General features: G+C 53.7%; 27 protein-coding genes. 10 read left to right on the top strand and 17 right to left on the bottom strand.

Features of this window, described 5'->3' with window-relative positions:
* Positions 1–12: 12 nt before the first annotated feature.
* Complete coding sequence (locus NKF26_RS12150; RefSeq protein WP_253234387.1) at positions 13–381, top strand: hypothetical protein; 369 nt, start codon at positions 13–15, stop codon at positions 379–381.
* Between the two features lie 99 nt (positions 382–480).
* On the opposite strand, the gene NKF26_RS12145 is transcribed toward NKF26_RS12150, so the two are convergent.
* From NKF26_RS12145 to NKF26_RS12085, 13 genes are all read right to left on the bottom strand, one after another.
* A complete protein-coding gene (locus NKF26_RS12145) occupies positions 481–771 on the bottom strand; it encodes a hypothetical protein (protein ID WP_253234386.1) in 291 nt (96 codons plus the stop codon).
* Positions 768–2,171, bottom strand: coding sequence for a hypothetical protein (locus NKF26_RS12140; protein WP_253234385.1), 1,404 nt, complete (start codon positions 2,169–2,171; stop codon positions 768–770). Before NKF26_RS12140 ends, NKF26_RS12145 begins: the two co-directional genes overlap by 4 nt.
* A gap of 1,144 nt (positions 2,172–3,315) precedes the next feature.
* Positions 3,316–3,537 (bottom strand): hypothetical protein, encoded by a 222-nt coding sequence (locus NKF26_RS12135; protein WP_253234384.1) that lies wholly within the window; start codon positions 3,535–3,537, stop codon positions 3,316–3,318.
* A gap of 54 nt (positions 3,538–3,591) precedes the next feature.
* Positions 3,592–4,755: an ATP-binding protein gene (locus NKF26_RS12130; protein WP_253234383.1), complete on the bottom strand. Its 1,164-nt coding sequence runs from the start codon at positions 4,753–4,755 to the stop codon at positions 3,592–3,594.
* Positions 4,752–5,657, bottom strand: a complete 906-nt coding sequence (locus NKF26_RS12125; protein WP_253234382.1) for a hypothetical protein — start codon at positions 5,655–5,657, stop codon at positions 4,752–4,754. The genes NKF26_RS12130 and NKF26_RS12125 overlap by 4 nt, the downstream gene beginning before the upstream one ends.
* On the bottom strand, positions 5,650–7,311 hold the full coding sequence (locus NKF26_RS12120; RefSeq protein WP_253234381.1) for a hypothetical protein: 1,662 nt from the start codon (positions 7,309–7,311) through the stop codon (positions 5,650–5,652). The genes NKF26_RS12125 and NKF26_RS12120 overlap by 8 nt, the downstream gene beginning before the upstream one ends.
* Positions 7,312–7,731, bottom strand: a complete 420-nt coding sequence (locus tag NKF26_RS12115) for a DUF3575 domain-containing protein (protein WP_253234380.1) — start codon at positions 7,729–7,731, stop codon at positions 7,312–7,314.
* The gene (locus NKF26_RS12110) at positions 7,728–8,165 is read right to left on the bottom strand and encodes a hypothetical protein (RefSeq protein WP_253234379.1); all 438 of its coding nucleotides are present in this window, start codon (positions 8,163–8,165) and stop codon (positions 7,728–7,730) included. The genes NKF26_RS12115 and NKF26_RS12110 overlap by 4 nt, the downstream gene beginning before the upstream one ends.
* A gap of 100 nt (positions 8,166–8,265) precedes the next feature.
* A complete protein-coding gene (locus tag NKF26_RS12105; RefSeq protein ID WP_253234378.1) occupies positions 8,266–8,565 on the bottom strand; it encodes a hypothetical protein in 300 nt (99 codons plus the stop codon).
* Positions 8,565–8,972, bottom strand: a complete 408-nt coding sequence (locus NKF26_RS12100) for a hypothetical protein (RefSeq protein WP_253234377.1) — start codon at positions 8,970–8,972, stop codon at positions 8,565–8,567. The genes NKF26_RS12105 and NKF26_RS12100 overlap by 1 nt, the downstream gene beginning before the upstream one ends.
* On the bottom strand, positions 8,965–9,345 hold the full coding sequence (locus NKF26_RS12095) for a hypothetical protein (protein ID WP_253234376.1): 381 nt from the start codon (positions 9,343–9,345) through the stop codon (positions 8,965–8,967). The genes NKF26_RS12100 and NKF26_RS12095 overlap by 8 nt, the downstream gene beginning before the upstream one ends.
* Before the next feature lie 60 nt (positions 9,346–9,405).
* Positions 9,406–9,834: a hypothetical protein gene (locus tag NKF26_RS12090; protein WP_253234375.1), complete on the bottom strand. Its 429-nt coding sequence runs from the start codon at positions 9,832–9,834 to the stop codon at positions 9,406–9,408.
* A 1-nt stretch (position 9,835) separates the two neighbouring features.
* Complete coding sequence (locus NKF26_RS12085) at positions 9,836–11,227, bottom strand: hypothetical protein (protein ID WP_253234374.1); 1,392 nt, start codon at positions 11,225–11,227, stop codon at positions 9,836–9,838.
* A gap of 299 nt (positions 11,228–11,526) precedes the next feature.
* On the opposite strand from NKF26_RS12085, the gene NKF26_RS12080 reads away from it, so the two are divergent.
* The 3 genes from NKF26_RS12080 to NKF26_RS12070 all read left to right on the top strand — a co-directional run bounded on the left by NKF26_RS12080 (position 11,527) and on the right by NKF26_RS12070 (position 14,707).
* Positions 11,527–11,706 carry an AbrB/MazE/SpoVT family DNA-binding domain-containing protein gene (locus NKF26_RS12080; protein WP_253234373.1) on the top strand — a complete coding sequence of 60 codons (180 nt, stop codon included), beginning with the start codon at positions 11,527–11,529 and terminating at the stop codon, positions 11,704–11,706.
* 222 nt (positions 11,707–11,928) lie between these two features.
* Positions 11,929–14,217, top strand: coding sequence for a pentapeptide repeat-containing protein (locus NKF26_RS12075; RefSeq protein ID WP_253234372.1), 2,289 nt, complete (start codon positions 11,929–11,931; stop codon positions 14,215–14,217).
* Positions 14,218–14,443: 226 nt separating this feature from the next.
* Positions 14,444–14,707, top strand: coding sequence for a hypothetical protein (locus NKF26_RS12070; RefSeq protein ID WP_253234371.1), 264 nt, complete (start codon positions 14,444–14,446; stop codon positions 14,705–14,707).
* Here the strand turns inward: NKF26_RS12070 and NKF26_RS12065 are convergent.
* Both NKF26_RS12065 and NKF26_RS12060 read right to left on the bottom strand, forming a co-directional pair.
* Positions 14,699–16,033, bottom strand: a complete 1,335-nt coding sequence (locus NKF26_RS12065) for a hypothetical protein (RefSeq protein WP_253234370.1) — start codon at positions 16,031–16,033, stop codon at positions 14,699–14,701. The two genes, NKF26_RS12070 and NKF26_RS12065, sit on opposite strands and share 9 nt — an antisense overlap.
* Before the next feature lie 5 nt (positions 16,034–16,038).
* Positions 16,039–18,069 (bottom strand): AAA family ATPase, encoded by a 2,031-nt coding sequence (locus NKF26_RS12060; RefSeq protein WP_253234369.1) that lies wholly within the window; start codon positions 18,067–18,069, stop codon positions 16,039–16,041.
* 364 nt (positions 18,070–18,433) lie between these two features.
* On the opposite strand from NKF26_RS12060, the gene NKF26_RS12055 reads away from it, so the two are divergent.
* The 5 genes from NKF26_RS12055 to NKF26_RS12035 all read left to right on the top strand — a co-directional run bounded on the left by NKF26_RS12055 (position 18,434) and on the right by NKF26_RS12035 (position 21,049).
* Positions 18,434–18,643 (top strand): hypothetical protein, encoded by a 210-nt coding sequence (locus tag NKF26_RS12055; RefSeq protein ID WP_253234368.1) that lies wholly within the window; start codon positions 18,434–18,436, stop codon positions 18,641–18,643.
* Between the two features lie 155 nt (positions 18,644–18,798).
* Positions 18,799–19,293 (top strand): DNA adenine methylase, encoded by a 495-nt coding sequence (locus tag NKF26_RS12050; RefSeq protein ID WP_253234367.1) that lies wholly within the window; start codon positions 18,799–18,801, stop codon positions 19,291–19,293.
* A 40-nt stretch (positions 19,294–19,333) separates the two neighbouring features.
* A complete protein-coding gene (locus tag NKF26_RS12045; protein ID WP_253234366.1) occupies positions 19,334–19,579 on the top strand; it encodes a hypothetical protein in 246 nt (81 codons plus the stop codon).
* Positions 19,580–19,916: 337 nt separating this feature from the next.
* Complete coding sequence (locus NKF26_RS12040) at positions 19,917–20,399, top strand: ester cyclase (RefSeq protein WP_253234365.1); 483 nt, start codon at positions 19,917–19,919, stop codon at positions 20,397–20,399.
* A 2-nt stretch (positions 20,400–20,401) separates the two neighbouring features.
* On the top strand, positions 20,402–21,049 hold the full coding sequence (locus tag NKF26_RS12035) for a hypothetical protein (RefSeq protein ID WP_253234364.1): 648 nt from the start codon (positions 20,402–20,404) through the stop codon (positions 21,047–21,049).
* Between the two features lie 54 nt (positions 21,050–21,103).
* Here the strand turns inward: NKF26_RS12035 and NKF26_RS12030 are convergent, their stop codons facing one another.
* Complete coding sequence (locus NKF26_RS12030; protein ID WP_253234363.1) at positions 21,104–22,192, bottom strand: hypothetical protein; 1,089 nt, start codon at positions 22,190–22,192, stop codon at positions 21,104–21,106.
* 1,322 nt (positions 22,193–23,514) lie between these two features.
* On the opposite strand from NKF26_RS12030, the gene NKF26_RS12025 reads away from it, so the two are divergent.
* On the top strand, positions 23,515–24,285 hold the full coding sequence (locus NKF26_RS12025) for a hypothetical protein (protein ID WP_253234362.1): 771 nt from the start codon (positions 23,515–23,517) through the stop codon (positions 24,283–24,285).
* A gap of 3 nt (positions 24,286–24,288) precedes the next feature.
* Here NKF26_RS12025 and NKF26_RS12020 read toward each other — a convergent pair whose 3' ends face one another.
* Complete coding sequence (locus tag NKF26_RS12020) at positions 24,289–25,962, bottom strand: DUF87 domain-containing protein (protein WP_253234435.1); 1,674 nt, start codon at positions 25,960–25,962, stop codon at positions 24,289–24,291.
* Positions 25,963–26,081: the final 119 nt, after the last annotated feature.

The following is a 26,081-nucleotide window of genomic DNA, read 5'->3' as shown; positions in this document are numbered from 1 at the left end:
AAAGGCAAGGATATGAGCGCAACACTACACATACAGATCGAATCGACCGACGACTTCCACGAGGAGACGCTGGACGCAATCGAAGCGATGGAACGAGGAGAAGAGCCGGAACACCGCCACGTGTTGAGTCTCCAAGACGAGACGGACCTCCAGCGACTGTTCAGCGACAAGAACCTCGAACTCCTCCGCACGATTCGTCAGCAGGAACCCTCGAGTATGCGCGAAGCGGCGCGGCTGGTCGATCGAGATATCAAGGACGTCAGCCGGAACCTGAACGAGCTGGCAGAGCTCAATGTCATCGAGTTCGTGCAGGAAGGGAGATCGAAGCGGCCGGTCGTCAACTACGACGAGTTCGACATTCACGTGAAGTTGGCTGCCTGACTCCTCTCCGGGACTACTTTTCGAACGGATGTCGATCCCCGCGACTCGGCCATGAATACAGCAACCAATTCACGCCGAGCACCAGCGTCACGAGTATCATCACACCAGCGTGAGAGCGCTGACGAGCGATCGGATCCCGTCGACGAGCGTGACTGCCGCGTCGAAGTTGACGTCGACGACGTTGGTCGCGAGCAGCACGGCGATCACGACCGACGCGACCGACGCGATCCTGATCAAACTCCCAAAGAGCGCTCCCGCCGCGAGCGCGTGCCGACTGTAGTAGGCGACGCTGACGAGCGTCACGACGAGCGCGACAGGGACGCCCGCCGCGCCGATCGTGTCGAGGATGAATCGAACGACGTCGCCGATCAGCAGCGGTGCGAGACTCATTTCAGCTGTTTCCCTCCCGGCAGTTGCACGATCGTCGTGTAGCCCCGGATGTACTTGGTGTAGAACCAGTATGCGCCGGTTCCCGTGACGATCAGCAGCACGACCGGCATGACCTTCCCGACGTTGGTCGCGATCGGTTCCAGGATTACGCCCGGACTGAACGACTCTCCGGCGAGGACGATCACGACGAGCGCGATCGCGGCGGTCCCGCCCAACACGTAGATCTGCTTTTTGAATCGACGCGCGAGCAGCAGCGCCGCGCCACCGATCAAGAGCGCGCCCGCACCCATGATCACCGGAACGCTGTTCAGCAGGCTACTCGACGAGCTCGCGATCACGCCGCCACCACCGGCACCCGTCGAGCCACCGCTGACGGAGCCTGATCCGCCACTCGTATCCTGCATGATCTTCAGCGTCTCTTCGCCGTCGTCGTCGATCAGCGCGACCGGCCCGTCGCTGGCGATCTGATCGTCTCGGACGACGTCGTCGGACGTCGAATAGAGGACGTAGTCCTCGCCTGTCGTCGCGTCCAGCCAACGGAACGTGACGTCCTCGTTGGGCGTATCACCCGACCGAACGTGGAACGCGGGCGTTTCTGGATCCGCCACTTCGATTTGGACGTCACCTGTCGGCTCGACGCGCAGCGGGAGCGTCTTCACCCGGGCGGTCGATCCATCCCCGGCATTCGGCGTATAGATCCACTGCTCGCCGCTCGCGAGGTGTTCGGTGTACGGCGCCGCGCCCTGCCAGCTCTCGTTCGTGAGATAATGTAGGCGCTTTCCGTCCGCCGTTCCACCGACGTTGATCGCAAAGCCTGAATCGTGTTCGGTGATCTTGATTTTGCTGTCGAGCGCGTCGCCCGGTGCCGTCGGCTTTAGGACCTCGATCGCGCCGTTCTCGACCGCGACTTTCGAGCCGTTTACCCGGAGATCAATCGTCGTCTGCGCCGCCACGTCATCGGGATTGACATGCAGGCTCCCGTCGTGGAAATGCCACTCTGGTTGGCTCCATGTCGAGCCGTTGCGTCGGACCTCGACGTCACGGATCCGGACCACGTTCGACTGAAACGGGATCTCGATATCGAGATCCGAGCGGGCGCTGACGTAGGTATGCGAGATGTTGTAGCGTTCCGTCCACTTCTCGCTGGCGTACTCGGTCGTTTGCTGGTCCGTCGCTCGATGGTGATAGTCGAGGACGACTTGCCCGGTTGGGCCCGCTGCTGGCGAGGCTACCGAGACATTCACCCGGTTTGTCCCATTGATCAGCCAACTCGGATCCGCCGAGAGCGTCGCCGTTTCTCCGTCTGCGAGCACACCGGGATAGCTCGACGTGTGGCCGTTGACCTCCACAGCCGGATCTTGCGTCTCGGTATGCTCCTTTTTGTGGAATGTCCAATCCATCGATCCCCCCAACGAATCAAAAGAGAGTGACAACGTTGAACGCGAGACTGAGAAGTCTTTCGTCACCGTTTTTCCCTCCGAGAGATTGCCAAACGAAACCATCGTTCCCGTGTCGCTCGTCACGGAGAGATTTCGCACCTGATCGTTGAGGGAGATATTCCCGCGATAGTCCGATCCAGATCCGTCGTTGCTCCACGGTGGGGTGGAGTTTTTATATTCGGAGTCAATCGCTGTGGTACCGCTCCCACCTGTGCGCTTGAACCCAATCGACACAGACGACACGCCGGACGTGTCGAACGACTGGCCGAACCCAATCGTGTATGTCCCGGCAGTCGGCGCAGACCAGTCCTGCGCGACCAGGACTCCACTATGCTCGTTCGCGTCGGGATTTACCCCAACATCGACATAGACGTTCATCGTTCGGTTACTTCCGCTGGCGATTTGCACCGTGGCCGAATCAATCGACTCGGGAGGATTCTTCACCAACCATTCCGAGCCGGACACCGACGAACTGACGAGCGGACTTGATCCACTGCCGCCACCAAACGACGACGTTGAGTTTGTTTGGCCCGTGACTGACAGTGTCGTTTGTGTTGGTGATTGCGTCCCGCCGACCGAAATCGCTTTTGAGGAACCCGGTATCGCAGTTCCACTTTCGTTATCCCATTCATCGTGAGTATGCCCCGTCACCTGAACGGTGAAATTATCGACCGAATTGTTGTTCGCAATATCATAGCTATAGCTGCTCCCGTTACTCGCCGGATTCCCCGCGATCGTCACTTTCCCGGAGAACGTGATCGTATTCGTCGAGAAGTGAGGGACGTGAAACACCAGCAGCGAGCCCGCACGCCTGACCTTCGCGCTCCAGCGCTCGCCGCTGTCACGCCCGTAGACGCGCTCCGGGATCCGTCCGTATTCGCGCAAAATCATGCTACGCGGAATCGCGACGTCGCGACCGGCGTGGTGGACGTCGTCGCGGATCCGAATCACCATCTCGTCCTGATCGACGATTGGCTTACCGTTCCCATCTCGAACCTGCGAGCCGTCGTAAAGATCGACCTCCGTTGTCGACGCATACTGCGACGCCATGAACGACGAGCGATCGATCGCCGTGCTACTCACGTTAGCGCGCTGATCGACGACGTTACTCGACGGAAGTGTAACGAGCGTCCCGTCGCTCGACGTCGAGCTGCTCGCCGTCGCGATCGGCGCCAGGACGCTGCCGACGAGTAACAGGATCGCGACGAGTGCCGCCGTCGAACGTCGCCGCGATTTTCCGCCGCTCATGCTTGTCCTCCCGGGGGGACCCTACCGAGCCAATCCGATACGCGCGCGTGCGTAGTTCGCCGATCTTCGACGATTCCATCTGGACCGTCCCATCTCGATTTTCGCCGCTCTTTTTTGAAAAACTCGCAGAACGTCATCGTCCCACCTTGATCATCAGCTTGTAGTCGTGCGGCGTCGGCATGTCCCGCCACGCGAACGGCTCGAAGTTCGTTTCCGTGTACATCAGCGCCTCTCCCACCGACATCCGGCTCGTTATGTCCGTGTTCATCGGAACCGTCCGGAACCCGACGACGTCGCTCGCCTTCGTCGGATTCGCTTGGCCCGGCATCTGAATCCGCCAACGGAGTTTGTGCCGGATCATCTGGTGGATGTCCGTCTCGCCGTGCCCGAAGGCGTTGATCGTCAGCCCGAACTTGCGTGCGTCGACCCACACGTCTTTCAGGAGCTCGATCTTCTGGTACGTCGCGAAGGCGTCCTTCTGCGCTGACTGTGGCGCGATATCGCCGATCTCGTCGGCGGTCCACGTCGTCCAGTGGTGCGGGCCGTGCTCGACGCGAGCGAGCACCCACGCAAACCACCAGTGGCCCGCCGGATCCTCCGGCGCGAACAGGCCGCGATCGTTCGGCGTGTCGTACGTCTTCTCGTCGCTCTCCTCGTAGATCTCCTGACAGCCGCGCATCTTCGGATCCGGGTAGACGACGTTGATCTGCGCCGGTTTGAGGACATCCTGATTGAGTTCCAGCGGATCGCGATAGCGGACGACCTCGCGGACGATTTCCTCCAGATCAGCGACGTCGAGTTCGACCGCAGTCTGTGTCGGATCCTTGCTGACGAGCCGTGCCGTGATCGGGACGCCAGCTGGTAGACATAGCCGCGTCCAAGGCGCGAGCGCGAGCCATTCGCTTCGGCTCGACGAGCCACGCCAGACGACCGTGCTCCCGTTCGCTTCGATATCGCGAAGCGCGAGATAGCACGCGAGCGTCGATTTCCCCGTGCCGGGCTTGCCGGTCGCGAGGACGTCGGTTCCGCCCGCTTTCTCGTCCGATGGCGGATCCCACGACTTTTCCATGTAGTTCGGGATCACCGTCGGGAACGAGAACGCACTCCGATCCCATGGCGCGAGTCCGAAGTACCGCCGCATGCTGTCGGCATCGGTGTGGCGGCGGGTGTCGCCCGTCGCCTGTTGGGTGTTTCGACGAGGGTCGTCGAACTGTGCGAGTGCGCGCGATTTATCCCGCGCGTCCGTGCTCGTTCGGGTAGACTGAGATAGTCGCTCTTGGATATTCGTTGAACTCATAGCTGTGTCGGTGTCTGTCGTTCTCGTTCGGCGTCCGCGACCTCGCCAGCGCGTCCGGCGAGCACACGAACTCCACGATTCATGGCCGGGAGCAGATGGACTGCCGCAAAAAGTTCCCGTGCAGCGGCGCCGTCGTCACCGGCAAGCAGTAGCGCCCGCGTCGTCCGTTCGGTGACGCAGCGCTCGACGAGATCGCGTTCCGTCTTCGTCGAGGCCGCCGTCGAGCGCGCCACGCGGATCCACTCCGGCGGCTCGATCTCATCCAGCTCTCCCCACGTCGCCAACTCGACGTAGCGCCCCCACGCGAGGATCGCCTGCGTATCCGCAAAGCCGTCGAGAAGTTGTGCGAGCGCCGTCTGTTGCCACTGCTCCAGTTCTGCGAGCCCAGGCCGCATGGCAGGATGGCGCTGGCGAGCCGGAGCGTGGGCGTCGTCGTCATCCCCATCGTCGATGTACTCCGTCGCGTCCTTCCGGAGTTCGCGGAACGCCCGATGGTACGCCGGACGGAGTTGCGTCGCGACGAAGCGCTCGCGAAGCTCGTCGACGACGTCGTCATCCATCTCGCGTTCGCGAGCGACCGGCGTTAGCAGCGCTGCGAGCAGGACGCCCTGTCGTTGATCATCGCGGACGTCCAGCACGAACTGGCGTGCGAATTCCCAAAAGACGCGTTGTGGGAGCTCTCCTAACGTCCGAATTGCAAGGCGTTGGAGCCAGTCGAGGACGTCCTCGCGGGCGTCGAATCCGGCGTAGAGCTCGCCCTGGAGTTGCTCGATATCGTTGGTGAGTTTGATCAGCGCCGGGCGATAGCTATCCGGCTCCGCTGGAATGTCCTCGCCGTCGGCGCCAGTCGCGGCGTTGACGGCGTCGAGGACCTGACCCATGCCGTGGATTACTTCAGTCATCGGACGGCGCTCCCGAGCCCGTGGCGGGCCCGCTGTCGGCGCTGTCGTCTCCCTTGATCGCCGCACCGATATCCAGGCCGAGCATCTCCTTCAGCAGCGTGTCGTCCCGGAGTTCGACGACTTCCTCGACGTCTTTCGAGCTCTTTGCGCGCTCCTTGTACGTCTCCTTGCGAGCGTCGTCGAGCGTCGCCGCGTCGTCCATCTCCTTGCTGACGAGCATCGTCGTGACGTGGGCACTCCGTTGGTGGGCACTCGCGGGCTCGACTTTCGCGTGACCGCTCCGAACGCGGAAACACGACAGCCCGACGATCCCTAACCCGACCCACGCGAGCCACGATAACGGTCCGACGTGGAGCCAGCCGTGATTGACGATCAGCAATCCGAGTGCGACGCCGCCGACCTGGAGCATCGTCGAGGACGGTTTCCGGAGCGCGATCGATTCCGGCGCGTAGTCGACGATCTCCTCGACGTCCGGATCGACCCACACGACCCGATCGTGTTTCGTCGAGCCGTCCGCCCGGACCTCCGTCTTCGCCATATCGCGCGCACCTTGGAGTGGTGCGGAACCACCGAGAACCCGCGCTAGGAACTTGAGCGGCCCGGCTTTCACGATCGAGAGCGTCCCGTCGGCGAGCTCCGCGACCGTGTGTTCCGCCAATTCGAGGTAGACGGCGTCTTTCGCCGCGTCGCCCGACGCGCTGACGGCGTCCGTCACAACCGGACGCACAAACAGGATCTTCTGGAGCCGGTCCTCCTGGCTCTCGACCCACGGGATCGTCAGCAGCGCGACCGTGACGAGCGCGAGGATCTTCGGGCCTTTCACGAACAGCGACGCGACGCCGTTGTAGTTCCACATGACTGCCCCGAAGCTGACGAGTGCGATCAGGAACGCCCACGTACCGAGCCCTAAGCCCGGTCCGCGTCCGGCGCGTTTCACGGCCCACAGCGAGCCCGCTGCGCCGACGAGCCCGAAGAGAATGATCCAGATCGCGTAGTTCTTCACGAGCCACCACAGCCGTTCCCCGGCGGTCTGCGTCGTCACCGTCTGCGCCGTCGCGAGCGATTTGTGGGTGAACGTCCAGCGGGCCGTATCGCCGTGTCCCTGGACCCACATCGTCACATGGACCGGGTGGTCGTAGTGGCCGCGAAGGTCGACGCTCGCCGTGTCGAACCCGCTGGAAAAGGTGATCTCCTTGTGCTCGACGGTTTGATTGACGGCGGCGGGCTCCGTGACGGTCGTCCCGTTCTGTGCGACTTCGTGGGTTCCGGAGCGCCAGTAAACGACGACGAGCGTGTAGGTCCGTTCCGTAGCGCTGCGCTGGCCTTGGTAGTGGAGCCGGAGCTCGTTGGTATGCACAGTTTCGCCCGAACGGAGTAACTTCTCGACGCGCCAGTCTTCGTCTCCGGAGCTCTTGAGCGGATTCGAATACGGACGATCGACGTAGACGGCGGCGTCACTCCCGAGCCAACGGAGCGACGGCGCGGCGCCTGCGATGTTGGTCCCGCCAGAGCGTAATTCGTCAAGCCCGTAGTTCGTCGCGTTCTTCTGTGTGTCAGCAGCGCCGTCCGTCGCGACGACGACCGCGCTCCCACACAGGGACGACACGATCAGCAGGACCATGAGCGTCCGACAGACGCCGCTGCTGACCCGCATTTAGACGACCTCCCGCAGTGGATCGCCCGTGCTCGTCGCAGGCTCGTCCTCGTCGATAGCCGGGAGCGTCGGCGCCGTGTACCAGCGCTTCGATTCCTCGCGACACTTCGGACACTCGTAATCGTAATCCGTCGCACAGCGCAGCCGTGTCGCCCCATGATGGACGTAGCGGAGCAGTATCCCCACTCCCCCGAAGGCGAGCGCAACGCCGACGAGCTTGCCGTCGAGCGCCGATTGATAGCCGACCGCGCCGAATATCAGCACCATGAGCCCGCTAACGACGGTTGCGAGCAGCTCGCCCCGGAGTTGCTCGTCATCCAGGGTCGTCCGGAGCCGCTCGACGAGCGTGTCGTCGACGGCGTCGTGCGTCGTCCAGATCTTCTCGACGCGATCCGCTGGCGTGTCGGGCTCGATCTTCATGTTTGCACCCGCTCCCGCCAGATCGTGCCAGCGATCAGGAAGACGGCGACGATTCCGAGCAGTTGCACCGTCGAGAGCGACACGATCCCCGCGTTGTTGAAAACGCCGGTCAGGCCGGTCGCGACGCCGCCCGAGAGGACTGGATCCGTCGAGATCAACTCGACGATCCGCATGCCCGACTCGGTTAGCTGCGTGCCGATCGTCGAAACGAGCGCGATCAGGACGACCGTCAGCGAGCCCGCCGCACCGATCAGCCCGCCGGTGGCGCTCGTCGAGCGCTCGCCGACCCGTTCGATCGTGTCGCCCCACGTCTCGGTTTGATCTCGCTCGTCGAACGTCCAGTAGGCGAGCAGGAAGACGGCGAGAAAGCCGACGATGTAGGCGAGATACCCGCCGAGCATGCTCGCACCGATCGCGTTACCCAGGAAGCTCATGGCTCCCTCCGGCGTGTGCACGCCGTCCCGAAGGGACCGCGCTCGCGTGGTTTGTTCCGCGTCGATTCTCCGGTTTCCGTCGTTCTGTGGTGTCTGTGTGTCATTTTACGTCGTTGACGATGTTTTTCAGTGCGCGATACAGCTTCGAGCCGCCATACAGAGCCCCGAGGACGATCGCGACGGGCTGGAGCCACGTCGCAACCTGTGGATACGTCTCCGGCGCGATCGTGAACGCGAAGATCGAGACGCCGCCGAACAGCGTTCCCGACTGCGCGACGAGCGCCGTCCATAGCGACGCCACCAGCGGAAGATGGAGCAGTCCACCGGCGACGCCCGTGATGGTCGTCGCCAGCGTGAACGGGTGAGCAACGAGCTCGCGGAGTGAGAGTGAGCCCGCCATTATTTCCCATCCATGAAGGTTTGAATCGCCGAGAGGATCGGGACGTCCGCCATGAACGCGCGCCCGGCTCGCCAGATCAGCGCGGCGAGCACGACCGCCACGAAGACCAAAACCAGTGGCCCGAAGGGACCGACCAGTTTTGCCGTGTCTGAAACGACGTTGAAGGCCTGCGCGTTGAGGGTGAGTAGCGTCTGTCCAACGGTATCGAAGGCGTCCGTCGCTGACGTCCCGGTGTAGTCCAGAGCGCTCGTCACGGAATCGATCGAGCTGTTGAGCAGATCAGCGACGCCGACCGTCGTGCCGACTGCGGCGCCGATCACGAACTCGGTGATCCGACCGAAGACCCATTTCCGAGGCCCGCCCGCCTCTTTGATCTGGCTGGCGAGCTCGACGAGCCCGTCACCCACTCCAATCCCTCCCCTTGACGAGCAGGAACGCGATCGCGATCATGAGCAGCACCGCGACGAGATAGGCGAAGGGCCCGAAATTCGCGAGAAACGAGCGGTACGTCGTCCAGACGGTGGAGCTGACGGAGTTGAAGCCGACCCGTATCGACAGGAACACCGACGTGATGAAGTCCGCGACGCCCTCTATGGGCGAGATTAGGAACGCGTCGAACACGCCCTCGACGAAGTTCGCGACACCTTCGCCGAAGGCGGTCGCGATGATCCCCAAGAGCAACGCCGCGAGGCGATCGAGCCGGATCGACGTGCCATTGGAAGACGTCAGTGAGTCCATCAGCGTCCGGTCTGAACCCTGGTTGATGATCTTCGGCGGCATGTTACCCCCGTAACTGCTGCCACCGACGAGGATGCGCCGTGTGGTCGCTCCCGATCATGCTCAGTCGTCCTCGTCGTTGCCGATGATCGGGACGTCGAACGGAATCCCGGGAATCAGGTTGCCCGTCTCCTCTTCGGCGGTGTATCGTGCGACGATCAATGCTGAGCCGACGACGACCGCCACAGCGAGGACGTAAGTCAACGGCCCGAACTGCGCCCACACGCCATTTTGGAGGGTGTACGCGCTTTGTTGAGCGCCTGCGGTGAGGATCTTCCCGGGCGATTGCAAGAACCCGGAGATCAGCAGCTTCGCACTCTCCGAGAAGCCCTGGAAGATCGCGATCGGGACGTCGGCGAAGGCGCCGATCACGTCCGCGATGCTGTAGAACAGCGCGATCACCGGAAGCAGCAGCGCCTTCGGAACGACGTTTTCCAGCGTCCCGCCGTCGACCGCCGCGATGTTGTTCAACTTCTTGATCCAGCGACCCATCTTAGTTTCCTCGTGCTCTCAATTTGAAGAAGCCGAAGACGCTCGCGGCGATCGTCCCGATCCACGTCCAGATCGAGCTGAGGATCCCGCCCGACGAGCCGACCGGTCCGCCCGCCGCGTTCGAACTGCTGACGTCCTTCAACTTGCGGACGTCGTCGGACTGGAGCAAGATCGTCGCGTGGAAGACGTAGCCCGTCCCCGGCGAGATGGTCGCGTCGAGCTCGTGGGTTTCGCCGATCGCGTTGTACTTGCTCGTCACGTCCGAGAATTTGTTCTGTGAGACGTTCGAGAGCTTCGTGTCGTCAGAAACGCCTTCAACGAGTTTGACGCCCACGTAGCGCTGATTCACGTACTTCTGTTCGGCGTTCAGCGCCAGCCCGCTGTGCGTGAGATCGATCGCGACCGGGACTTTGAGTCGAACTCGATCGTCGAGTTTCGTCGGGTAGCTCGCGAAGTTATCCGCGTCGCTGAAGTTGGCGCTGACGTCGTCGCTCGCGACGTCTGCCGCCGCGTAGATCACGCCGTGGATCTCCAGATCGTGGATCATCGCGTCGTCCGTCCAGGCGCCCATGCTGTCGAGCGTGGTGAGATCGACCGCGCCGCCGTCGCTCTCGTAGCGCGTGACGGATTCCTTCGACCCATCGTCGTCCTCGTCCATCCACGTCGTGCCGAGAACGAGCTTGCTCTTGCGTTCGGCGTCGAGCCCGACGAGCGAGACGTCGGCGTCGCCGTTGACGGTCGCGACGACAATCTTCGTCACCGTGTCGAGTTGACCGTCGCCGGAGCCCTGGAGCGTCGCGTCGGCGAGCTTCTGCTGCGTGACGATCCCCGATCCGGTTTCGTTCCACGTCACGGCTTTATAGTCGCCGTCCGCGTCGACCGCGCGGATCTCCACGCTCGCGCCCGCGTCGATGGAGTTGATGGTACCGACGGCGAGCAGCACGCGCTTGTTGGCGTCGTCGAGATCGAGATCCGAGTACGTCGCCGTCCCGTTCGTCCCGGCGAAGTTGATCCCCTCGACGTCCGTGTTCGCTTCGCTGACGGTCAGCCCCGACGTGGTCCAGTCGCCCTGATCGAGGACGGCGGACTTGTTCGTGTCGCGGGGGAACTGCGTAAAGGCGTCGTCGCTGACTTTGTCGAAGCGAACGGAGAACTGGTTTTTCACGGAGCTGTTCAGGTGAGCCGGGAGCGTTGTGACCTCTCCATCGTCGTTGGAGTAGTCGAGGGGCCCCATCGTGCTCATGTTGTGCGTCGCGACGGTGAGCGTCTGCTCTTCGATGTACGGGTTGGGCCCGGCATCGTAGTTGATCGCCGCGTTGCCGGTCGCGCCAACGGCACCGATCAACGTCGACGTCGCGAGCAGGACGATCAGGAGAACGCTCAACCGTCTCATCGGCCATCTCCGTCAGTCGTTTGAGATGATTCCGAATGGCCGTCGTTCTGACCTTGGTAGTTTTTCCAGTCTGTCCACCGAGTCCGTTTCTCCGAAAAGGAGGTTACTGGGCGCTGGTGCCCGTTTTCCCGTGTCATGAGTTACTCACACGACCGGCGTATCCGGTCGATGTGGACCTTTCAAGTACCTCCGTGTTAAAAGATAATTTTCTTGGTATTATCTGATGGAATACCAGGGAGCTACTTCGTAGAGCCTCAATCTTTAAGCCAAAGACGGTTCGCAGGTGGAGCAGAGTTGCTATGGGAATTCAACGGCAGTTCGCAGACACGCGGAAAGCACAGCAGGGCGACGGTTGTATCCAGATCACGGTTCCTTCGGATGTCGTCGAGGAACTTGGGATCGAAGGAGGTGATGACGTCCTTTGGACGGGGAAGGAAGGAGAGGATACGGCTGTGATTCACTCGCCGCAGCGGAATTGAGAAGGCCAACACAGAATTAGCTTAGCGGAGATGCATTCAAACACGATGGGGATCATGATCGTTGGTTCCAAAAATGAGGGTCAAAGGGGGGCATAGAAATGCCAATACTACGGTCATTTGATTCGTTCCAACTGGTTGATGAATATTGTAAATGGGGAGCTCTACCCTCATGAATAATGAATATATAATAGCCTGAGTGTTGTGCATGGGTCAAGAACGAGTATGACAGAAAGACCTACATTCAGCAAATGTAACTACAAAATTGAATCTGAGAAACTCCCTGTCGGTCATGGAGGATGGTGTTGTTGGCGACCAACTTGGTCAAAAGGAGACACATCGTCAAGATGTATATGGCACGCGAAAGTAGATCAGAAACCAATCGAGCTTCTTCAAAAAGAATGGAGAAAAGAACAAAGTACCCATCCGATACGGCTTGATGGAGCTTATCTTCGCCATGTGGAACTTAAAGATGAGATTGATTTTAGAGATTGCAGTTTGATACATGCTGATTTTCAAGGTGCAGATTTAGAAGGGTTGGATATGCAAGGAACAAATATTTCATACGCTGATTTTCAAGGTGCTAATCTTTCCTCGGTGAATCTCCAAAACACACAATCACGAGAAACGAATTTCGATAATACACATTTTGAAAATATAAATGAAGAAGCTATCCGTGATATGACTGATTTAGTTAAGCAGCGTGTTCAAAACCGATGGATCTATCACATAATTCGAGGTTCAATTGCCTTAATATTTGGGATTGTCTTGGTTATATTCATTCTTTCTCCCATCAGTTCACTCAGATCAGCAATAAGTGTGTTTGCTATTGTCAAGCTTATTATTGGCATTTACCTACTTGTAGATTCGATCAATATATTGTATTCTGCGAGTGAAGGTGTTTCAATTCATGAGTGGTGGCTTGCAGCCGAGGGATTACTGGGGGGCATATTCGCAATTATTATCTTAGGCTATGCTATTGGAAACCCACCGCTAGTATTGTTGTCACCATACTTGGCGGCTTGGGCGATTTTGATTGGAGCTTCACGGATCGCTGCAGGATATGAACTCGGAAATGTGATATTGTCAACACGTGTTCCACTTACTGTCAGCGGTGTTATTTCCTTTGGATTTGCATTTGCGCTCCTTGCTGTTGCTCTTCGATTAATCTTTTTACCTATAGTCAACTCTAGTATTCAAATACAATTCTTTCAACTGTTCGCTATCTACCTGCTTTTCACTGGCTTTTCAATGATGGCCTTAGGGGTGAAAATGAGACCAAAATCTAGCAAGCACCAGTATGAGGCAGAGAAACTATTACAAATTAAGTCAGTACGCGATGATATTATGGGAGAAATTCAGCTCCAACAAGACGATTTTGATGCCTATGAGAGACAATTAAAAATAAAAAGAGAGGGAAATAGTTATAAAAGTGGGCCATTTTCGAAGAGTCGTATTTTTAGAGAGCAACTTGACGAAGTGAAGTCAACGATTAAAAGAGGTCAGTTTAGAGACAGTATGAAACACATTTTTGACTCAATCAGACAGCCGAGATATGAAGTAAATAAATCAGAATGGGAACAGAATCCTTTGGTAAGGGAGGAAATTCAATCTGGTAGAGAGAGCCTCAGTCTAGCAGAAACATCCGCAAAAAAAGGGCGATACAGTGAGGCTTTGCAACATTTTTATGCAGCTAATCGAGAAGTTATTGATATTGCACCTGCGCTTGATACTGCAGATAAAAGAGCCGGTGCATCTAAAGAGCGTAACCGATTAAAAGAGTTGGCTGATTTCTATTACGAATACTCTGATAACATTCAAAATGAGAACACGCGAAAACACGTCCGTTCTCTTCTCCGAGAAGAAGGATCTACAAAAGAAAATCTTAGCGTTAGCGATGTGAAATCGGCTGCTATAGCCGTTCACAACTCGTATGTATCAAACACGGAGGAAGTTGTCACACTATTGAGGCTTTATAAGAGGATCAACCGTCTATTAGTTATTGTTGTTTGTTTATTTTTTATTGTCCCTCTCTCAATTGTTTCTCTGTGTGGTCCAGTAAAATTCATACCCTCATTGTGTACTTGGATTGGTATTCTCCACATTCCAATTCCATATGCTCTGTTAATTCTTATTTCAGTTCCTCTCGGAATAGTTGGCTCAATTGTTAGTATTGCCTCTACTCTAGGAGCTTTCGAATTAGAGCTAAATATAACACCACAGATACAGAGTCAATATCTAGTTGATACAGTAATGGAGGCTCGCATCTTGTGGGGAGGGTTTGCGGCTCCACTTCTCCAATTGTTCATTCAATGGTCAAATATATTCAGAGGAAACATAGAGTTTGCCCTGCTTGCGGCATTCGCTGCTGGTTTTACTGATCGGCTACTACTCAAAGCAATTGAACAAGTCGTGGGAGATATTTCGCGGGAATCTTCACGTGAGAAAATCACTCGCCAGATAGAGGGAATGACAGAACAGATTGAGGATCTTCTGGAGAAGGTTGAAGATTGACAAAACAAGATTTCCCGTGGGGTTGTAGAAGGCGAGAAACGAATCCGCAAAATTGCACACGTTTACTCGGACTGCCGTGTGCAAAACGGGCTGGTCGCGATCGGAGCGAACTCGACTCGACGAGACGGATCAAGTGATTCTGGGACCTCTTTATAAACGATCACTGTTCCAATTACCCGATAAAACTAGGTTTCGGGAGGACGTGTGCAAAAATATGCGTCTCCGAATGACCGACACGCGGGAACGACGGATTGAGTATCTCCTCGAGGCGACCGGCGAGAAGACAAAGAGCAAGGCGCTCGATCGCGCCGCCGAGTTCTATCTCCAGATGCGAGGTGATACTGCTGCCGTCCCGAACGGTGCGTTCGTCGAGCTGATGGAGAAAGCCGAGCGGCAGGGGAGCGTGACGCCTGTGGAGATCGCGGAGATACTAGATACGGACGAGCTGCCAGTGGTTGCGAAGACGTCGTGGTCTGTGGGGTCAGAATAGTTCAGACAGATCTTCTGTCGTTAGATGGGTAACGGACTGACTGGATTGTGTCTCCGTAGAAACGCCGTCCGTACAGAGAAGGCCAGATATTCTACATTCTTGGGAGAGGTTGTTGAACAGGTATTGATCCGCTTCCCGAGCAAAATACAGATACTCCAGTACCTCACGTAGACCTTGAGAGAACGTCGTTTCCGATCTCGTATATTTTACTTCACCGATGATGACGTCGGTTAGAGACTCTTCGTCGTTCCCTGACTCCTCATTTGGTTTTTTGTACGCGAGGACTACGAAATCTGGACGACCACTGTAGAAGCTGTGTCGACTACTTTTTGAGAGAAAATCATCGATCGCTTGCTCTTGGGATTCAAGAGCCTTCGCGTGTCGTTTCATCATCATCGGGACGTCTCGTCCTTCAATCTCCTCCAACGTGGGATATGATTCGAAGAATTTCAGCGGCCCGTTCTGATCGTAGTATACCTCGATTCGATAATCCGGCCCTTCGAGTAGAGCGATCGTTTCCATACCCGGTTCGATCCGTCGAAGCTCTAAACTCGGATATCGCTTCTGTATCTGGCGAATTACACCAAATATACAGAACAACTCGAAGAGTTTGTGGTTCTTCGTCGGTGCGACAATCGTTTTAGAGAGTAGCTCTCGAACTGGATGGAGATCGAACCGGTCGTTCATGAGATCGACATAGAGCTGATAGAGGCGATGGCTTTCCGTATAGAGTTGGTGTCGAGATCGTCGAGCCGCAGTTAGATCACGGTCAGAAAGATGGATCTCCTCTGGAGAAGGCAACGCATCGAGGTAGATATTGTGCGCTAATATTTGCTGTAGCTCGATGATATCGCGATCGTCCCACATGTTTCGCCACTCCTGGTCGATCGCTTCGATGTCATTCGTGAGCGGCTCGGCGACCGCAGCGAGGAATTTCTTGACGACACGATTTTCTGGGATATCGTATTCTACTTCGGAGCTATTCACGACGAACAAACTAGGGTCGTTATATCCGGTCGACGCCCGCTGTTGAGTCGTCATTTTCCAGTTAACCGATCCCCTCACCTCTCCATAGACGGTCTCTTCCTGTTGGTTCGTGACTGTCTTGATACGGCGAAGGTGCTCGGGGATTTCCTCAATATATCGGACTACATCCTCATAGAGGACGAAATGCAACTTCTTTAGCTGGTCGAAATCTTGGATATTCAGCCCTGAATAGTCGATGGTCTCCGCATATTGATCGGTGTTCAACACGCCGGATCCGAGATAAGTGATCAACTCTTCGGTGACGTGCGACTTCAGAGTGGACCGGGACGATTTCGACATCTCACTCAGTCACCATCGTATACGTCGATATCCAGTCCATACAGGTCACGAGCCTTCTGGCGAAGGTATGGGAGATCTAGAGACAGATCGACGGTTTCTGTGCTCGAACCAGTCTGGACTTGGCCTCCTTCTTCGAGATCTTCGAGGAGGCTCTTCTGATCATCCTGTCGCATTCCTTCGAGTTGTGGGAAGACGAGGTTTATCATCGTAGAGGAGAGTGCTGCTTCACGACTGTCCCCTTCAAACACAGCGAGCTGTTCGATCATATCCAGAATGATGGCAGGACCGAGGGATCGATATTCGTTGATGATCGACCAGATGAGCGCCAGCTCCTCATGATAATCGTCGATCGTTTCCTGTAGATGCGGTCGCTGCTTCTGCCAGACGGTCGCATAGTTCCGAGCTTCGTCTGGATCAAGGAACTCGTTGGAGACGATCCCGTCAGCACCTTCGAGGATAGGAACACCAACATGGATGAAGCTGAACCTCCGCATAAACGCAAACGAGAGATCGTACAGTGACGTTTTGTCGAACGTGTTCATCGTTCCAATCATCCGCCATGCCGGTGTTACCGGGAAACGATCTCGATCACGAGCAATCGTCGGTAAGTCATCTGCGTCAGATTCGACCCAGTCGATTCGAACGCGACTGTCCCGTTCGAACGGGAGATCAACCGAATCTTGGGACAGAACAGAGAAGAGAGGGCCCAGTGCTTTGTCGATATTCGCTCTGTTCAGCTCGTCGATGATGAGCCACCGATTTCGGACCGTATCGTCCTCGTCTCGGAAGCATTGGAGAAACAATCGTGGATCAAATTCGAGTTCGCCGTCGGAGTTCGAGGGCGAATAGCCACCGATCGTATCGAAGGAACTCCACTCTGCTGTCGCCGTCGTGAACGTATAGCCGTCTACGGAGTCTTCGTTGTCAGCAACTCGAGCCACCTCCTTGGCAATTCGGCTCTTTCCCGTTCCAGGTGGTCCAGTAAAGATGATGTGTTTTCCAGCGTTGAGGGCTGCATTGATTTGATACCGAATCCGAGATCGCTCTTTCTCTTGGAAGTAGAGCGTATTAGGTAGTGAAACGCTGATTTGTGGGAGTTCAGTCCGTTGCTGAAGTCGATTTACGTTCGTCTTGTTGATTTCATTTTGGGTTCCTTTTTTTAGAAGGTAGTCTCCCGCTTTCTTACTCAAATTGAATAGATATTGCTGGTTGACACCAGCTCGATTGACTGGATAGTACTTATCCAGTCGGACATCTTCTCGCCATAGATATGGATACACATCGACGAACTGAATTGGATCGTCGAAACGCGTGACCTCAACGTCGACCCGGCGCTTCTCCTCGTTCTCCGCTTCCACCAGATATGCCGGTCGAGTTACTTCCGAATAGCCGATAATCATCCCCTCAGTATAGTTGAAGACGATATCGCCCTCATTGAGCTTCTGGAGATCGTAATTCGGGAAATCCGTACGGGAAGCTCTGAGATACCCTTCTTCGATTTCTTCTGGGTTATTACTCTGATTCACCCAATAGTATGGTGCCGTCGTTGTCGTCGACTCATCATCAAGTAGTTGTTTGATTTTGCCTCTTTCACCTCCGTCAGTTTGGTTATTTGGCGGTTGTATACTTGCACTCCTTTGTGAAGAAAGGTCTTGCTCCTCAAGTATATCTTCGAGCCGATTTCGTGCCTTTTCATCAATTCCCTCGTACTGGATCAGGTTTTCGAGATAATAGCTCGCCAAATCTTTGTCGACTCGAGTAACTGCTCCTTGAATCTTTCCGGTAGCCTTATTTACTGAACTAAGGCCGAGTAAGTCGGTGATTTTTTCCCAATCTTCTTCAAATGGATTTTCTAATTCACGCTGAATAGCGTCGCAGTAGAGAATCCACTGATACTCAGTATCTCCCCAGGGGGTCATATTAGGTTTGTTACTGATTTCAGCTCGATCCTGATACTCCCAGATACCTTTCACTCCTTTGGTTGTCCCCCCTGTTCGGCGAGCTAGTATAATATCTCCTGGCGCAAGTTGCGTCACCGCTACTTTGGAGTTGGGCCGAACCCCTTGACAAGGGTTTCCAACAAATCGAGGGTCGTGATAGTCTGAATTTTCTGGTCCATTAACACACCGATGCCAATTTGACCTCTTAATATTGAAAATCCAAATATTGGAAGAACCGCTCATAAGTATCCATCCCACTAGAGAACATAGTAGCTTACTATACTCTTATTCGCAGAATGAGGTCTGAAATGTGTCAATATGACTCATCATATACTGAAAATTTATCTGTAGGGAATTTCTCGCTCATCTTCTTTTCGAACCACTACATTTAAAGAATACTTTCACTTTCAGTACGCTGTCGGGGATCGTTCATTACTAGTCCAGTGGTACGACCACTTGCATGCCAGTTGTAAAAGTGAAGATCGCGAAGCAGTCCCAGAAGTGGCGGTATCGCTGTCCGAACGGCCACACGACCTGGGAACCGACGAATAATCACCTCTGGTGCCGTGCTTGTGCACGGCAGCTCGATGTCGATCCGGAGTTCTGGGCGGTCTACGATTCGAAGACCCAAGAGGAAATTCCACGGGAGCGACTCGTTCTCGACGTGTAACGAATCGAAGACAGACGGACTACTTTCACTTTCAGCCCGCTGTCGAAAACCACTGAAGTAGGGGACGGTCCGCTCGAGGAGTGGGATGCAACGACAACGCCCGAACGGACGATGTATTGAAGCTCGAACGCTCAGCGGTTCGACGGTGATTTTCAGTGGTTGATGCGGTGTTCCCGTACCCCGGCGGGAAGTCGCGGCTTGCCTCGTGGATCCTCGATTACGTCCCGGAGCATACGTGCTTCGTCGAAGTCTTCGGTGGAGCGGCTGGCGTGCTCGTGAACAAGGACCCGGACGTGAGTACCGTCGAGGTGTACAACGACCGCGACGGCGATCTCGTGCACTTCTTCGAAGTGCTGCGCGACCGCGCGGACGAGTTGGTCGAGTGGCTGGAGACGGTCCCGTACTCGCGAGCGGTTCACTCGAAGTGGGCCGACGCCTTCTACGGTGGCTATCGACCCGGCGACGAAATCGTTCGTGCTGGGCAGTTCTTCTATCTGCGCTACTCGCAGTGGGGTGGTGCGTACGATAGTTCGAGTGGCTTCGGGACGAGCAAGGTATCGAGCCGGGCGAAGAGCTACGCGAACAAGATCGAGCGGTTGCAGGAGTTCGGAGCGCGATTCGACGACGTCGTGCTGGAGAACCTCGATTAGCAGGAGGTGTTCGAGAAAGAAGTACGATGGCGAGGAGACAGTGTTCTACTGCGATCCGCCCTACGTCGGGAAGGAGTCGTACTACCCGGTGAGCGATATCGACCACTCGGCGTTCGTCGACGCGCTGCGGGAGTTGGAGGCGAAGTGGATCGTGTCGTACTCGGAGCTGCCCGACGGGCTGGAAGAGTTTCGAGTGATTGGGCGAGACGAGTCTAACTTTATGGGGAACGGGAAATCAGGGAGTGCGAAGAAAACGCGGGAGCGGCTGGTGACAAGTCACCAGTAAAGATGGAAAATTAAGGCTTTCTCTATCAGGTTAGTCTTTCAATATTGGCTACCAGAACCTGATTAGATGGTAATTTAAAAATTTGTTTCAAGGATAAGAAGAAGAGCCAATACGATCTTAGGGAATGAGAAGAATCAAGACAGTATCAATTTGAGACAGGAGATGGCCTTTTCGATCATCATTTCTCGTAGTTGACTATACTGGTCAAATGAATAAGTCCCTGTAAAGTCTGTTTTTTGTGAATTAAAAGAATTCTACCATCAAAAGATCAGTAATAATGATTTAGATTTCTATTTCTGTTCTGGCGTAGGAGGTTCACTGGGGAGGGAACAAAAACATGTATTCAGAGTTAGAATCGATAGTATTGGTTGAAAATTTTTTCGGAGACTTTGTTGAGGATGGAAATCTCGACGAAGTTGAAGATTTTGTTAGCGTAGATTACATCGGCCACGACTTTTCGGACTCTGGTGAGATCGAGGGAACAAAAGGAGTGAAAGATACAATTCAGGCAGTCAGAAATTCATTCGATGGGTTTGAAGTCGCGTTAGGGGACACCCATGTGAGTGATAATCGGGTTGTCTCAATGATTGGAATTAGAGGAGACCAAAATGAATCAGTACTAGGAATCGATCCATCGCCAGATGGTCAGACCGAGATTTTTGGGGTAGCAATATCGTTAATAGAGGATGGTAAAATCAGAGAGCAGTGGTTAGATCTAACGCCAAATTTAGTTTCTTTCAGATTCTGTGACATCCACGACCCCTGCCATATATATCCATCACTGTACAACAGCTGTCCTTACATGTCTCCGACCGACTGATCATGCCTATCACAGCTTCGGACTGGCCACTGATATTAATCGCCCCTTGTTTATTCCTACTCGAACTTTTCGCGCTTATTTTCCTAGCTCCTAATCTATTAACTAAGAGAATGTCTGGTAATATGGGGGCTGACTTAAGCGATGAGCGTTCTACGGCATTGGCACTTATCGGGTTAGGATTCACAGGTTTCTCTATAATTGTAGCCACTAAACAACCAATTATTTACTTAATTCCGCTCAATATATTCGCTGTTAGTATATTCTTCCTCTTACTTACGATGGGGCTCCAGCAGGTAGCTAGCCTATATGTCATGATTCCAATTATTCAGACATCCTCGTTAGAATTTGGAACACTAAGCCTCATTTTAGCATTGGTTGTTTTAGTAAATAATATTGTACCTGAAGCAACCATATTCTTTTCAATTGGTCTTATCGTATATTATATAATACACATCCTAAGCACCATTCTTAGTGTAATTGTATGGCGAAAGGTCGGGAAAGCAACGTCTATCGCTGGAAATCCAGCAGTAGCCACAACCAATGGTGGAGAATCGACTCCTCAACCCAAAACATCAACATCTTCAACTGATGAGGATGATTCGTTCACGTGGTCTCTGGCGTTCCGAGCATTCCGTCGTAATCGGAGGTAAGAGGTTAAGTGGTATTTTACAAATCAAGAAGATATAGATACAACCCTGCTAGCTCTACCAGTCGTCGCGCCGATCGTCGTAGTCCGCATCCTGGAAGGGCGGTGCGAAATCGTCTGAATCATCTTCGAACGCGTAACCAAGCCAGTAACCAACGTGCCAGCCGACTGCGTCCTCGTCGACTCCAGCGAGATTGATCTGAACTCGAGTGTGGAACTCGAACTCGTCATCCATATCGAGACTTATCCCCCAGAAAGAACCACACGAACCTTCGGAAGAATCCCCGCACTGTACTGAATCCGGGAAGTCGATAGCGATGTCCGCCGCGGATCTGTTCTCGGTCGTCTCGAAGGACACAGCTTCTGGAACCGTTCCATCCGCTCCGTCGTCGTAGTAGTCAAGGGCGTGCTGAATCTGCTCCTGGTAGTCATCTCGATCGAACTGTGAGACGTTGCTATAATCGACAAATACGGACAGCTGCTCGGACTGCCACGGAAGGTCGCGCTCGTCCACGTTTGGCATCGGGAGATGGTCAACGTCGTGGCTCTCGTTCATGAGTGGCATCGGTTCTTCACCGTGTTCGAGTCCGTGTGTGTGACCAAATTCGTGTTTCAACGTCTGGAGAGTCGATTCGTTGGTGTACCCGGTTTCGATACGGACCGTCTCCATACTGGAGACGCGATCAGTGCCGTTGATCATGGGTGCACAGCCGACGGCACGGGTAGTGTCGTTACACTTCGGAATATCCTGGACGAACTCGACCAGGATATCCGGATACCGACTATCGTTCGCGATCGTATAGTTGACCTCGTAGTCCCCGTAGCGACTATCGTTTTCCTCCCAGTAGTCGAGCGCCTCCCTGACGAGCGGTTTGAAGTTCCGATGGTTTACCGTGTTGTCGATCTCGACGACCAGTTCCTCTTTCTCCCACGGATTATCGGGAGTTGGTTCGGTGGTCGTGGTTGTGGTCGACTCTGTCGTCGAGAAAGTCGTCGTAGTTGTCGCTGGTGTCGAGGTCGTCGATGATGTCGACTCGACGATCTCCGTCGAACTCGTTTGTGTCGTCGTTTTCTCTTCGAGTTTTCCGGCGCATCCAGCAGTGAGGATGAGGAAAATGAGGACAAGAGATAGCTTTGACCGAGGCATACCAGTTGTCTACAAGTTTACCAAATAAATCTGTCTATTGAAGAGATGATCAATATGTGGTGTCCACGGGGCAACTTGGGTTCTATCTTGTCGATGGAGACGATCACGTCGAGCTCGTTCACGACCTGGAGACTCACGATCTCGTGGACGAACACACACCGGAGTTGGATCGAAGCAGACGTGAGAACACCTGATGATCGACGTGAGTAAAACCTAGTTAGTGACCTGATTCTCTCATCTAAACTTCGGCAGAGAGACACCGCTGGGTTCTCCTTTTACTACCTTAATAATTCAGCTACCAAGAAGAGCTTAGTTAATGGATTATTCGAATAAAGATCAGCCGCTTAATTTGCCTTCTGCGTATCCATACCGCCATCCTTCGTAACTGGTTCGCAGAATAATGTACCCGGCGACAAGAAGTCTAACTAGGAGAATAGTAGCACCAAGACCGATGATGACTCCGTTGAGATGAGCGCTTCCTACTTGAATAGAATCCGGAATTATTCCTCCGGCAAGTAGTAGTCCAAGTCCTAACCAAAATGCGCTGCTGCGTTGAGAAAGGGAAATAAAGGTTGATTCTTCCATAATATATGTTACTACGTAAGAATATATGAGCTTTCTGCTGATCAGCAGCTGGGCTGCTTCAGCAGGTTGTCTTTGGAAGTGTTATTGGGTTCTGTACGAACGTACTTTGTCGATCCGTGTTTGGCAGCCCTGAGATCCGTATGGGTCCCATTATTGTTCACGTAGTATGATTTCCCGTCGTTGATATCATCGTGGATTTTTGAAGGCGTACCTGAGTAGCTGGAGCTTCCAATTTTGTATCCAATTTGCTTGATGCAGCGGCAGTCGTCATAGGACGAACCAGTGTCTTTCGTTACGCATGTGACTTCTCGAGCATATCTCTATATGGTTCCCGAACACCTTAACCATTTGCTAGTTCAAGATTAAAATCAAATATATCTAAAAATTTGCCGTGAAGTCCTAACATTACGAGACGATCCACACGCTCAATCAAGCAGGGGGTTCTCCGCGCTCGACGGCGCGTTCGTTGGACTACTCATGGTCGCGGTCGCGGACTCCCTCAGAACGGCGAGTAGGCGTAACAGTTCGCTCCTACCGACTGTCGGGGTATTGTTCTGCATCGGGCTGGCGGATGCGTTCTGGAACGTGCTCCAGTACACGACGACTCCGCTGGTGTTCGTGCTGATCTTGGTGCCGGTCTGCTACGCGTCGTGGTTGCTGCGGAGCGTCGAGGCACTGCTGGATTATCTGTTCTATATCCAAAAAATATATACACAAAATGGCGATATACCTCAAACATGGATTTCGACACTTATCTAGAAAATACAGTCGAGAAACTCACAGGGAAGGAAACTGCTGGCTTGGCGGCTTATTATCTCCTCAAAGAGGAAGACTATGATAGTATTGAAACCAGTGACATTACAGAGACGGTCAAGTATTCGGGTGCGGATATACCCTCTAAGAACGTTTCTGCCTATCCCAGCCAACTAGCTAGAGATGGCTATCTGAAGAAGGTTGACTCCAAATATCGGGGTACACATGAGGGAAAAGACCACTTTTTGCAAATGGTCGATCTACCAGAGGTAAACGAACAACGCGACGGAGTGTTTTTGAATGTGAATCCGCCTGATGACGATTTCTTCTCACCTCTTGTGCACGATATTAATAGATCGTATCGTGCGGGAGTTGACGAAGGGACAAATATATTGACCCGAAAACTCCTAGAAAATCTCCTCGTTGAGATCATGAGAACTCACTTTGGCGTTGGTGATAGCCTTGATCTGTACTATAATACGGATGAACGGAAGTTCAAATCGTTCTCGACGATCATCGACAACTTCGAAGCAGAGATTGCTAAGTTCAAACCGTACTCCACGGAGTTAGATGACGAATTTGTCACCAAACTTAATCACTTCCGTGAAAATGCAAATGCTTCTGCCCATTCTATTGATGTTAATCTCTCAGAGGAAGAAATGCAACAACTCAGTGAAGACGGGACAGAACTAGTCACTCTATTGTTTAAAATTCGTGAGCAAGTACGGTTAGCTTCCAAGAATTGGGATGACTGAGGGTTAAATCTCTTCCATAATTTGTTTTGTTTTCTCTCGACGCTTGGCAGCAGCTCTAATTTCCTCTAGGTCTTCTATTCGTAAATCAACTATCGTCTCTCGTCCTCGTTTCGATTTTGAGACAATTCCCTGTTCGTGCAAGGCATTTACTGCAGTTGCAACGTGACTAGTAGTAGATATTTCCAAATGATCTGCGATCTCTTCGTAAGTTACGGGTTCTTGGCTCTGCAAGACACTTGCGACTACTCCCTTTACATAACGAGGTGACGATGCTTTCCCTTTCGCTACTTCTATTTCAGCTTGAACAGCTTCGTCCTCGATAAACTCTTCTGGTGTCGTTTCTACGGTGGTAGTTGATATTGTAGAGTCAATTTCGGCATTCGTACTGATAAGGGAATTCTCGGCAGCATCTTGCATCTCTTCGGTAGAGGATAGACCCAACGCGTCTCCTAACCTAGCATACGCTTCTACAGCCTCAGTGAAATTGTTCTGTAGCTCCTCAAATCGCTCGGTAGTATCTGCAAACTTCTCCAGTTCGTTAACTCGTTCTCTGAGAATGTCTTTTTCTTCTTTTAGTTCCCGATTTTCGGCTCTCAATTCACGGATTTCTTTGTTCTTTTCCTCTCGTATTTCTTCTACTGTTGCCTGCAAATCCTGTGAATCTCCATTTTCTGCTTGAGTAATCGCATCTGTGAATTGTTGAGCAAGCTCACTCATGTCTCTTGCTTGCTCCAGTTCTGATTCTAGCTTTTGGACCTGCGAGGTTTTTCTGTCAAGTTCTTCCTCAAGACGGTCAAGACGAGTCTCCTGCTCACGTTTTCGCTCAGAAATTTCCTTGAGCTCTTCTACAATATTAGTACTGACTGATTTCAACTCTGGACGTTCAAAATCATCGAGATCGGGTGTTGCTCCCGCGTCAAACGTCTCTTTTCGTCTAAATCTGACCTGCTGAATTTCGTCGTTCCAGTCGGTCATCAGGAACGCCTCACCATCATCAAGGTCTTGAATAACATCTGAATACTCAGTGCCCAAGACTCGACGTACAACGCCTGTATCATTCTTCCAAGTGAGTCGATGCCAGACGAGCCAATCGCACTGCGTGATGAAATCCTTCTTAACGTCAGCAGGTCGTTGAGATATGCCGCACAGACCTAGACCATGTTTTCGACCTCGTTTTGCCACTTTAATCAGCATCTGACCGCATTCGTCTAAGCCTACAGACTCAGGTATATACTCATGGACTTCTTCAATGATGATAAGAAACGGTTTCTTGAGCTTCTTCTCCTTGCTGAATAGATGGTGTGCGGTTTCCTTTATCAGACCCTTAGCCTCTTCCTCATCAAGGTACGCAGATACATCGAGAATAATTGGAATATTCTGTTCTAAAGCCAATTCGGCGATTCGTTCTGCGTGCTCGATTCCGACCTGAATATCACATTCTTCGTCCGCTCCGACATGGAGAATCTCGAACTGCTCCTTCAGTCCATAGTATTCGCCATCAGTGTCAATAATTAGTAGAGGAAAGTTATTCTTGAGTAATTCTTCAGCGACCACACTTGCGCTATTACTCTTCCCACTCCCACTTTTTCCAGTAATGAACCCTCTCCCAGTTAATAGTTCAACTGTGGGCAGTCCAACACCTCCTTCAGTTACTTCAATGGTCTTCCTTTCGTCCATGGGCGGTTCCTTACCACCATTTTCTGCTTCCGAACTCATAACAGGTTTGCTATTACATCATTCATTCTCAATTACTATAAAGTGCATGAAGCAATTCATGAGATGGACTCCTAAATGGG

Origin of the sequence: Haladaptatus sp. AB618 (assembly GCF_024136965.1) — an archaeon.
Classification (GTDB): domain Archaea; phylum Halobacteriota; class Halobacteria; order Halobacteriales; family Haladaptataceae; genus Haladaptatus.
Note: the sequence above shows the minus strand (reverse complement) of the source record. Positions and strands in the feature narration are given on the sequence as shown.

Coding starts and splice junctions, on each gene's coding strand:
- NKF26_RS12115 (WP_253234380.1), bottom strand. CDS start 7,731: ATGAAGATCGAGCCCGACACGCCAGCGGATCGCGTCGAGAAGATCTGG.
- NKF26_RS12150 (WP_253234387.1), top strand. CDS start 13: ATGAGCGCAACACTACACATACAGATCGAATCGACCGACGACTTCCAC.
- NKF26_RS12075 (WP_253234372.1), top strand. CDS start 11,929: ATGACAGAAAGACCTACATTCAGCAAATGTAACTACAAAATTGAATCT.
- NKF26_RS12080 (WP_253234373.1), top strand. CDS start 11,527: ATGGGAATTCAACGGCAGTTCGCAGACACGCGGAAAGCACAGCAGGGC.
- NKF26_RS12135 (WP_253234384.1), bottom strand. CDS start 3,537: ATGGAATCGTCGAAGATCGGCGAACTACGCACGCGCGCGTATCGGATT.
- NKF26_RS12020 (WP_253234435.1), bottom strand. CDS start 25,962: ATGGACGAAAGGAAGACCATTGAAGTAACTGAAGGAGGTGTTGGACTG.
- NKF26_RS12145 (WP_253234386.1), bottom strand. CDS start 771: ATGAGTCTCGCACCGCTGCTGATCGGCGACGTCGTTCGATTCATCCTC.
- NKF26_RS12055 (WP_253234368.1), top strand. CDS start 18,434: ATGCCAGTTGTAAAAGTGAAGATCGCGAAGCAGTCCCAGAAGTGGCGG.
- NKF26_RS12035 (WP_253234364.1), top strand. CDS start 20,402: ATGCCTATCACAGCTTCGGACTGGCCACTGATATTAATCGCCCCTTGT.
- NKF26_RS12090 (WP_253234375.1), bottom strand. CDS start 9,834: ATGGGTCGCTGGATCAAGAAGTTGAACAACATCGCGGCGGTCGACGGC.
- NKF26_RS12040 (WP_253234365.1), top strand. CDS start 19,917: ATGTATTCAGAGTTAGAATCGATAGTATTGGTTGAAAATTTTTTCGGA.
- NKF26_RS12030 (WP_253234363.1), bottom strand. CDS start 22,192: ATGCCTCGGTCAAAGCTATCTCTTGTCCTCATTTTCCTCATCCTCACT.
- NKF26_RS12070 (WP_253234371.1), top strand. CDS start 14,444: ATGACCGACACGCGGGAACGACGGATTGAGTATCTCCTCGAGGCGACC.
- NKF26_RS12025 (WP_253234362.1), top strand. CDS start 23,515: ATGGATTTCGACACTTATCTAGAAAATACAGTCGAGAAACTCACAGGG.
- NKF26_RS12095 (WP_253234376.1), bottom strand. CDS start 9,345: ATGCCGCCGAAGATCATCAACCAGGGTTCAGACCGGACGCTGATGGAC.
- NKF26_RS12120 (WP_253234381.1), bottom strand. CDS start 7,311: ATGCGGGTCAGCAGCGGCGTCTGTCGGACGCTCATGGTCCTGCTGATC.
- NKF26_RS12110 (WP_253234379.1), bottom strand. CDS start 8,165: ATGAGCTTCCTGGGTAACGCGATCGGTGCGAGCATGCTCGGCGGGTAT.
- NKF26_RS12130 (WP_253234383.1), bottom strand. CDS start 4,755: ATGAGTTCAACGAATATCCAAGAGCGACTATCTCAGTCTACCCGAACG.
- NKF26_RS12065 (WP_253234370.1), bottom strand. CDS start 16,033: ATGTCGAAATCGTCCCGGTCCACTCTGAAGTCGCACGTCACCGAAGAG.
- NKF26_RS12140 (WP_253234385.1), bottom strand. CDS start 2,171: ATGGATTGGACATTCCACAAAAAGGAGCATACCGAGACGCAAGATCCG.
- NKF26_RS12125 (WP_253234382.1), bottom strand. CDS start 5,657: ATGACTGAAGTAATCCACGGCATGGGTCAGGTCCTCGACGCCGTCAAC.
- NKF26_RS12085 (WP_253234374.1), bottom strand. CDS start 11,227: ATGAGACGGTTGAGCGTTCTCCTGATCGTCCTGCTCGCGACGTCGACG.
- NKF26_RS12105 (WP_253234378.1), bottom strand. CDS start 8,565: ATGGCGGGCTCACTCTCACTCCGCGAGCTCGTTGCTCACCCGTTCACG.